Raw genomic sequence first — 9,056 nt, 5'->3', positions numbered from 1 at the left:
GTGATACTTCGCCGGCGGAGTTCGAGAGACGCCATTCCCAACGGCTCAAAAGTGTCTAGGGAATCCGGGGCGATTCAAACTGCTTGAAGATGACGCCCGTGTGCGTGCCGTCGCTCACCGTCTCGAAGACCACGCCGTGGCTGCTCAAGTAGCGCTCGTCCGCGTCGGGCAGAGCGAGCAAGCCCTCCGTGGTGTCGCGGATCAGCGTGATGAAGCGCTCGATGCCCGGCTTGCCCAGATCGATCAGGTCGCCGTCGCGGATCAGGATATCCTGACCGCCGCCACGCACTTCGAGGTAGACGTCGTAGGTTTCCGGCGGTACGCCGGCCAGTGCCTTGAGCACGCGGCCGCTGATGCTGGGCTTACCCCACTCCAACTGGCGGTCGTCAATCGTGAACTTGAACGCGCGATCGGTTTGGAAGATGACGAAGCGCTCCGCGCCGCGGCCTCGCAGATCGTAGGTTTCGTCCAGACGCAGGTCTTCGAACTCGCCGGAGGTCAGGATCGCATAGACGCTGTGCTCATCGACCGGCCGCGCGCCGGCCGCCTGGAGGATCTGGCGCGCGGTCGGCACCGGATCGGCGAGATCGACGTGACGCTCGTGGAGCTGGTCGTCCAAGACGACGATCCGGTAGAGCGCCGCCGGGCGCAGGCTGCGACCTTCTCGGATCGCCGTCGCGACATCTTCGACATCGGAACGGTCATCACCGTTGTGGGTTTGGGTTTGCATTTGATTGCCTTTCTTGGGGGACCATCACCTGCGGGATTGCAGGCTTTCTCGCCCCCTTACTCAATCAATCGCAGCCCCAACCCAAACCGGAAAGGCTCGTCAAATTTTTTCTTGCACCCACCCGCCTCCGGGCAAGTCTCCGCAGAGGAAGAAGTTCGGGCAGCGCGGACAGCTGCGCGCCTCGGGCTTGGCGGGGAACTGCCCGGCCTGCATCGCCTGAAGGAAGGATTGCAGCTTTTCGCGCCTGGACTCCAGCTTGCGCGGCGTGATTTCCATCGGCTGGATGGTTTCGCTGGTCAGGTAGGTCACCTCGACCTGTGCATGTGGCCCATAGGCCTGGACGGCAGCGAGTTGTAGAACCGTGTACTCGATGTCATCGAAGGCGTTCGAGCGCTGCTTGCCCGTCTTGACGCGTCGCACCGTAACGCGGCCACCGGCTCCGTGAGCAACGCCATCCGGGCTGATAAGGATCTCGCCCTCGGCCCACCCCAACGAGATCGGAGGCGCCGGCGCGGCCACGCCACGGCTACGGCTCTCGATGAGGAAGTCGACGAGTCGCTTGCCGATGCGGCGGTAGTCTTCAGCATATCCATGCTCTGTCGCGCCCTTGGAGCGCCATGCCTCCTCGAAGCGAGCGGCCAACTCGTCGACCGTGGGACTTGTCGTCCCGTGGTCGCGCTTCAACCACTCGAACACGTCACTCACGACGTTGTGCATCTTCATGAATGCAGTTTCGGTTCGCCGACCGCCGAGCCTCAGAACGTGCGTGTAGAAGAAACGGCGCGGGCAACGCTCGAAGAGGTTGATCTGGACGTCAGTCCATTGCGGACGCCCTTGCCATGTGATGGCGAGCGGCACGCCCGTCGATGGCGGGCCGGCACGCAAGGGCACGGGCGTAGGACGGGCGACGCATCGTTCGATCGAGGCGATGAACCTGGAGGGGCCGCGCGCACGTCCATCGGCCTGCTTGGTGTAGGAGTACAACAGCAGCCTGTCACGCGCTCGCGAGAGCGCGACGAAGAACAAGCACTCTTCTTCCTCGTCATGGCCGGCCTTCACTGCCTCAATGCCAGTCAGGCCCTCCGAGCCATGGATCAGGCCATCCGGTGGAAGACAACGCGGCGGCACGTTGTTGCGCGGCAGGCCGGACGTCACCATGCCCGGCAGATGAACAGCGTCGAACTCCAGCCCCTTGCTCCCGTGGATCGTCATCAGGCGCACTGCGTCGATATTCTCAGCGCTGCGAGGCAGCTGGCTCAAGCCACGATCTTCTGAGAGCAGCACCAGGCGTCGGATGCGATCCAGCAGCCGAAGCACTGGCACGCCTTGCCCTCTTGGTTGCCGGCGACAGAAGTTCAGGAACTGCCAGATGGCCAGACCTCGCATGCGGCTCTGCGCATCATCAGCCTGATACAGCGTCTTCGCGAGCCCGAGACCGTCGATCGTCCATCCGGCTAGCAGGGTCCAGGGGTTCGTCGATGCGGTCACGCCCGCGAAAAGCGTTGACAAGCGCCCGAGTGCTTCCCGAGTACCGTCTGCCAGGCCGTCCACCTCGGCATGTATGGCCGCCCATCTCAGCGAGGCCGAATTCGCCGCTCGCAGGTGTTCGATTACCCGCATGACCTCCTGCAGCGGCATTTGATGCCGGTCCGTGGTTGCCACGCGTACCAGCGCAGCCGCTCGCGGGTCGGTCGCCAACGACAGCAAGGCCAGGAGGTCCTTGATTTCCGGCCTCTCGAACAGGCTGCCCAGGTGCAGCGCGGGAATGCCTCTGGCCTCGAGACCTTCGGCAATGGCATTCAGGCGCGCGTTGGACGCACACAGCACCGCCTGCCCACCGTAGGGAATGCCCTGCGCGTGCAGGGCCGTGATGGACGCGGCAAGCGCGGAGATTTCTTCGTCAGCCGACCCGGCAACGCGAAGCTCTACCCGTTCTCCGTTCGAGCCGCGGTCGGCCTGCAGGTTCAACGGCAAAGCACCAGCGGATGCTTGCATGCCGCGCGCGAACTCGGTGAAGACATCGACAATACGCTCGTCGGAACGATAGTTGACGCCCAGCTGTGCGGCCTGGGCGCCAGGAAAGTCAATCGCAAAGCGCGCGATGTTCGTCGCAGAGGCACCGCGGAAGCGGTAGATGGACTGGCGTGCATCACCGACGACCCACAGGTTGCGGCCGTCGCCGACGATGGCCTTTAGGAGTCGCACCGACGCGCGGTTCACGTCCTGGTACTCATCCACCAGCACGTGCTTGTGGCGAGCACGTAGGGCGTCCCTGACCTCGGCGCTGCTCTCCACCAGCCGGACCGGCAGCGCAACCAGGTCGCCGAAGTCCAGCAACTGGCGCCCCGTTAGCAGCCGTTCGTACGCCTCGAAGAGCGTGGCGACCTCCAGGCACTTCTGGGCTCGGACCTTCGCGTCCTGGTCGGTTCCCGCCCGGACAGCCATAGACTGCGCGAGGGCACGATAGCCCGCAGCATCGACAACCTCATCCTTGGCGCGCGAGATGGCGCTCAGCATGTCGCTCAAATCCAGGGCGGGATCCCATAGGTTGCGATAGTGCTTCAGCTCCAGCCGAGGAAATTCGTCCTCAAGAAGTTCAATAGCCTCCGTACGGTCGATCAGTCGCGGGTCTGCCGGCAGCGCCAGTCGATCGTGGAAGCGGCGAACGACGTCCAGTCCGAATGCGTGGAACGTGCCAATCCACATCGCTGCCGCCGCGACAGGATTGCTCACGGCGATCCTCTCGCACAGTTCATTGGCCGCCTTGTTGGAGAAGGTGAGAACCAGGATCGTCGTGGGATCGACGCCGTCCGCAAGCAACCCTTCGATGCGGCGAACGAGCGTCCGTGTCTTGCCGGTACCCGGCCCTGCCTGCAATTGGAACGCCAGGCCACGATATCCGGCTGCCTGAACTTGCGTAGGGTCTGGGATGAGCGGAGTTGCCAAGGCGACGGCGCCCACGGAGTGCGGCTCTTCGACCGGTGGAAGCAGCAGCGAATCCAGCAACTGCTGCTGCACCACGGCGAGTGGCGCGCCGAATTGCATCGCGATCGCGTCGGATGTCAGCCCTTCGCTGACATGCAACTCGCGCAGCACAGAGCGCGGCAGCAGGAACTCTCGCGCGAAGAGGTCCATCTTGACCTCACGCCGCTCGCGCGCCCCGTAGTCAAGGACGCGATCGACGCCAACTGGCGCGTCCTCCAGCGATCGATCGGGCACGACGTCCACCGTCACCACGTCCAGCGTGCCACCTTCCAGCACAACATGGCCGAGTTCGTGTGCGATCAAGAAGGCGCGCTCAAAGTCCGATCCGCAATCCTCGTAGAGGATGCCTCCAGCTTGACTGTCGAAAGTGGCTTTGCCTCCCTTGAGCTGGGAGTCTCCTTCCTGCAGTGCGTACACATCCAACCCACGACTTGTGGCCTCCTGAAGCGCAAACGCCAAAGGTCGGGTCGGATCGCCGCCGGCCGCGACGTTAGCCCGGTGCAGGCGTTCTGCTTCCCGGCGAGCGGCCTCGGTGGCGTCCATCGCTCAGTCCAACAACGCCTTCAGCGTTGCCTGCTGTTCCGGCGTGAGCTGTGAAGTTGAGACCGCCTCGTCGAAAGTGATTTGTTCACCCACGCTCGGCTTCACGCTGGACCGGAAGGCATGCCCGGAGACCATACCCGGCGGACCCTGCAAATACGCACTCACAGCTTGCGCCGTAGCGCCCAACTCCGATGCAAGCTTCTCGACGAATCGCGTGGGAATGGTGGCAGCATTGATGGCTCTATCACGCACGCGCATCAGAAAGAGATTGCTGACATCCAGGCTGCGTGCGATCGCCTTGAAACCGCTCGTATTGAGCTTGGCGAACGGATTCGCGGCCTCCGCTGCGGACTGCTGGACAGCCTGCTCAAATCGCTGCCAAGCCTTGTCCACCGCACTGTCCGGCACCATGGTCTCCGGAACCTCTTCAGCCGGCAGCTCAGGACGCAAGTCAATCGAACAGTCGATCAGCGCTGTCGCATGCTGCGGATACTCCCTGATGTAGCGCTCCAGCGTTTCTTGGTCATGGCTCGGCTCCATGGAGAACGCTAACAGCACGGATTCCTCGTCAGAAAGGAACGGCTTTGAAGTGCTCATACGTCCCCCTGAAGAGAGGCTTTCAGTTTCTTGTACGCTCGGACTTTGCGATTTCTGACGGTCCTCTCATCGCACTTCAGCATCTTGGAAATGGTCATCATATTGGGGTCCTCCGAGTGGGTCTGGAAACCTTGTCGCAACAGGCCCACGACCCGTCTCTGATCATCTGGTAAGGCATCAATCGCAGCGTCCAGCTCCAACCGGAAAGCCGGGTCGTCAATTTTTTGAGGGTCTCCTCCCAGGAAGTCGGCCGCCGCTTCCTCTACCTCCGGAGAAATGTCCTGACCCTCTTCCCCGTCCGTGGACAGCGGCTCGGTGAGTACCGACGAGGGACCGATCTGCCTCAGTACGGACTTCCGGAATCGGGCGAACGCCAGGTCAAACCTGACTTCAAAGAAGTCCAGCATGGCAAATCGGCCGTTGCAGTCCTTGGCGATTCGCTCTGCGAACCGGCCCATGATTTCTTCTCGAATTCCCTGCGCCCCGGCCATACGGGAGTCCGAGACCGTTGCGAATAGGGACTGACCAACCCGTTTTATGAGCAGTCCAAAGATCTGCTTGAACTCATCCGTTGCGCCCGTCGCATGAGCGCGCCGCAGAAAATACGTCAGCGCTTCCGACGGCACGTAGTCGCTGCTCTTTCTCGACATGACAGCAAAAGCCTTGAGGCGTGCGGCAGCATCGACCGATTCCAACGCTCCCAAGCAGGCCTCAATCTCTGGCGGTCGCGTGAACGGCGCCCCGTTCTTGTCTTTACTCTTTAAAGGTTTCGGCATCGGTCTCCTCCTTGCCCGTCAGTCCGTTCTGTACATGCGTTGCAACCGTCACCGAATGCGGATCGGCAAGGACACCTGCGGCTGGATCGGCACGAGGGTCTTGGCATAGGCGCGCAGGATGTCGTTGTAGAGATCGGCGTGCTTTGGGGCCTCAACCGACAGGATCAGCGCATAGCGGATCTTCTCGGCACCGGTGGCCCGGCCCCCGCCGTCGCGGGCGTTGTAGTGGATGTCGAACACGGGGTTCTTGAGGCTGGATCCGCGGAAGGTCTTAGCCCCGTGCAGCACGGTTTCCCATTTGCCCTGGTCCGAGCGGCGTTCTTGCTCGGTGGCAAACTTCTTCAGGTCGAAGAAGCCCTTGGTGTCCGCATTGCTCTTGCCGTCCTTGATCTTCTCGTCGTTGGGGCGGAAGACGACTTCGAGGCCAGCCTTGGTATAGGCTGCGGCATCCTGCGGATCGGTAGGCGACGCATAGCAGAACGTGGCCTTGAGGCGAACGTTGCCCGTCAATGCTTCCTTCGGCAGCGGCAGGCTGGCGCGCAGGTATTTGCTGGGTTTGAGTTCGCCCTGATAGACCACCCGGGCCACGCCATCCGGGCAGGTGATGATGTCGAGGGTGTCTTCGGGGATCTTGCCCCAGCCCACTTCAATCGGGTCACGTTCGCCGGGATCGGCAGCATGGACCAGCAACGCCTTGATGGCGAGAGGCGTCAGGTTGCCGCCCAGGATCGCACGGATACCGATCGCACTGCGCAGCAGGTACGGCGCCGCAAAGCTGGTGCCGAGTTGTGGTGTAAGCACCGGTTTCGCGTTCGGCGTCAGGACGTGAAAATACTTGGACGCTGGGTTGCCGCCGAAGGCCATCAGGTCCGGCTTGACGACGCCGGGGCTGCGGCCCGGCCCGATCGCGCTGTAGGACGCACGAGCCCAGTCCGCGCCGGTGTCATCGGCCGCGCCGACCGAGAGCGCATTCACGCAGTCCGACGGAACCTGCACGCGGCTGTAGCCGAGCTCGCGGTCGCGTTCTCCGTTGTTGCCCACGGCCACTGTCATGAGCGTGTCGCCGTCGCTGAGCAGTTCGTCGATGACAGAAGTCCAGGTATGGACCTCCTGGTCCTCCACCTCAAGGTCCGGCCCGAGGCTCAGATTGATGAACTCGTAGGACCGGGACAGCAGGACCTGTTCGATGAGACCGAGCGTGCGATACAACTCTAGCGGGTCTTCGCCATTCGATTCCTTGTCGAGCACGCGCAGATGGTCCACCGGCGCAAAAGGCCTGCCGGCCATTCCGTTGGGCTGGATCGGGCCGAACAGCACCGCCGACGTGACGCCAAGGCCGTGTTCAGGGCCGTCCGGGTCATCGGCCGCGTCTTCGTCGAGCTTGCGGTACGAGCCCAGCCAGGGGCCGATGGGATGGTGCTTGGGCAGGCCGCCGTCCAGGATGGCCACGCGGGGCTCGGACGAGAGGGCCTGCTCGGTGGGGAGGCTACATCCTACGGAGGGCCCTCCGCTACGTTGCAGTGGGCGAATACCACGCAGCTTGGGCACCGGCCGGATCACCCGGACGAAGGTGAAGCCGGCCAGCTTCTCGACTTCGCGCGGCTTACCCTCGACCGGCACGAACCACAGGTTACCGGCGACGAAATCGACTTCACTGTGGACTTTCACGCCCTCCCGCTGCGCGAATTTCACGAAGGCTTTTTGAACCAGTCCTGGGTCTTCATCCGGCAGCAGATGCAGGCCCACTTCGAAAAATCGATCCTTTGGCCCGCCAAGGCTAACGATGCGCTCCGCCGGCGCAAAGGTAGCGAACTGTTCGATGTGCGTCAGGTCATCGCCCTCGTCGGACTGCGCGTCGAGGGTTTCTGTCCACTGCGAAAGGTTGCGGAAGGCCTGGCGCTTGCCGGCGACGAACAGTTCGGTGGTCGTGGTTTCCTGAGGCTGCCCCTTGCGGGTCCAGGCCTTCGGCTTGACCTTGACGGTACGGCTGCCGATGGACTCCAGTCCCGTGCTGCGCAACAGGCCTGTCGGAAAGTAGGACCGAGCGATGAAGCTGGGGTTCATCATCAGTCGAGCCACCGCGAAGTCGCCTGGACAGGCATCGAACGGCAGTTCGTCCAGCGCCTTGGCTGCACGGCGAAACTGGGGCACCAACAGCTCCCGCGCCTGCGCGAAGGTATACACCTCGGCCTTGCCAGGCATGCGCCGTGGGCCGACGATGTCATGGGTCAGCAACTCACCACGACCGATCAGGAAATTCGTTTGGCTCATGCGTCAGCCTTTCTCTGGGGCAAGGTCTTTCGTGCCGCAGGCGTCTCATTGGTGTATTTGCGGATCGTGTCCCGGCTCACACCCGTGATGTCGGAGACGGCGTGTTGGGACAGGCGAGTCTGCCTCGCCAACATCACGGCCAGGTCGATGCGACCCTGTCTGTCGAGCGCCAAAGCGCGTGCCTTCATGAAGTCCTCGACCAGATCGGCGTCGGTGGTCGTGCCCAGGGCCACGGCACGCCGGAAACGCCGCACATCGCGCTCGATGTCGCTGAACGAGTGCCCGGCGAATGCAAACACGAGGATGTCGATCCAACGAGCGAAAAGGGCGTAGTCCGGCCCCAGGAAGCGCTTGATGGCCTCCTTGACCGCTTGTTCATCAGGCGTCTTGAAATGGACCACCAGGTCGAAGCGGCGCCACAGCGCCGGATCGATCAGCTCCGGGTGGTTGGTGGCGGCCAGCAGCACGCTGCTGGCTGGCCATTCGTCGACTTCCTGCAGGATCACGGTGACTAGGCGCTTGAGTTCGCCCACGTCGCTGTCGTCGCTGCGCCGCTTGGCGATGGCGTCGATCTCATCCAGCAGCAGCACGCAGGGCTCGCGCTTGGCGAAGTCGATGGCAGCCCGCAGATTGGTGCCGCTCTTACCGAGCAGGCTGCTCATCACGGCGGTCAGGTCGAGCACGTACAGCGGCACCTTCAGCTGCGCGGCCAGCCAGCGGGCCGTGAGCGTCTTGCCGACCCCAGGCGGTCCCACAAAGATAGCCGAGCGGGTAGGTGTCAGCCCCATGGCCTGCAGTCGGTCGCTCTGCCGGCGCTCGGCGATGAGTTGCCCCAGAGCATCCTCGATATCGCCGGACAGCAGCGGCGCGTCCTTCGTCGGCTCGTCCTTGAACACCTTCAGGAGGGAGAGGCGGGACTCGTCGTCGACCGGCGGCGCTTGGGTCGCCGACGGCTGGGGCGACAGCTTGCGCATGGGCGAAACGCTGCGTGCCGGCTTCGACTTCAGGAACAACTCAAGCTGTTCGGCGAGGTCTGGCGCTGTTCCACGGTACTTGCGGACTAGCCGCGCCGCGAACAGCCGGACGTCTTCCGCCTGCTCGGCCAACGCCAAACGGACCATCTGGGCTAAATCTGACTGCTCTTCTTTCATTTC

The 9,056-nt window shown here is 63.1% G+C and carries 6 protein-coding genes; all 6 read right to left on the bottom strand.

What is annotated here, in order from left to right; genetic code table 11:
• Positions 1–55: 55 nt before the first annotated feature.
• The gene (locus tag AC3A84_RS19660) at positions 56–730 is read right to left on the bottom strand and encodes a multiubiquitin domain-containing protein (RefSeq protein WP_487971742.1); all 675 of its coding nucleotides are present in this window, start codon (positions 728–730) and stop codon (positions 56–58) included.
• Positions 731–829: 99 nt separating this feature from the next.
• Entirely contained in the window at positions 830–4,258 is a 3,429-nt protein-coding gene (locus AC3A84_RS19655) for a UvrD-helicase domain-containing protein (RefSeq protein WP_487971741.1), read from the bottom strand.
• 3 nt (positions 4,259–4,261) lie between these two features.
• Entirely contained in the window at positions 4,262–4,855 is a 594-nt protein-coding gene (locus AC3A84_RS19650) for a hypothetical protein (protein ID WP_487971740.1), read from the bottom strand.
• Positions 4,852–5,631 (bottom strand): RNA polymerase sigma factor, encoded by a 780-nt coding sequence (locus AC3A84_RS19645; protein WP_487971739.1) that lies wholly within the window; start codon positions 5,629–5,631, stop codon positions 4,852–4,854. The genes AC3A84_RS19650 and AC3A84_RS19645 overlap by 4 nt, the downstream gene beginning before the upstream one ends.
• A 48-nt stretch (positions 5,632–5,679) precedes the next feature.
• On the bottom strand, positions 5,680–7,902 hold the full coding sequence (locus tag AC3A84_RS19640) for a S8 family peptidase (RefSeq protein ID WP_487971738.1): 2,223 nt from the start codon (positions 7,900–7,902) through the stop codon (positions 5,680–5,682).
• Positions 7,899–9,053 (bottom strand): AAA family ATPase, encoded by a 1,155-nt coding sequence (locus AC3A84_RS19635; protein ID WP_487971737.1) that lies wholly within the window; start codon positions 9,051–9,053, stop codon positions 7,899–7,901. The genes AC3A84_RS19640 and AC3A84_RS19635 overlap by 4 nt, the downstream gene beginning before the upstream one ends.
• Positions 9,054–9,056 lie beyond the last annotated feature (3 nt).

The sequence above is a fragment of the Paracidovorax sp. genome (assembly GCF_057642795.1).
This window is presented reverse-complemented; position numbering and strand designations above follow the sequence as displayed.

Coding starts and splice junctions, on each gene's coding strand:
- AC3A84_RS19660 (WP_487971742.1), bottom strand. CDS start 730: ATGCAAACCCAAACCCACAACGGTGATGACCGTTCCGATGTCGAAGAT.
- AC3A84_RS19655 (WP_487971741.1), bottom strand. CDS start 4,258: ATGGACGCCACCGAGGCCGCTCGCCGGGAAGCAGAACGCCTGCACCGG.
- AC3A84_RS19650 (WP_487971740.1), bottom strand. CDS start 4,855: ATGAGCACTTCAAAGCCGTTCCTTTCTGACGAGGAATCCGTGCTGTTA.
- AC3A84_RS19645 (WP_487971739.1), bottom strand. CDS start 5,631: ATGCCGAAACCTTTAAAGAGTAAAGACAAGAACGGGGCGCCGTTCACG.
- AC3A84_RS19640 (WP_487971738.1), bottom strand. CDS start 7,902: ATGAGCCAAACGAATTTCCTGATCGGTCGTGGTGAGTTGCTGACCCAT.
- AC3A84_RS19635 (WP_487971737.1), bottom strand. CDS start 9,053: ATGAAAGAAGAGCAGTCAGATTTAGCCCAGATGGTCCGTTTGGCGTTG.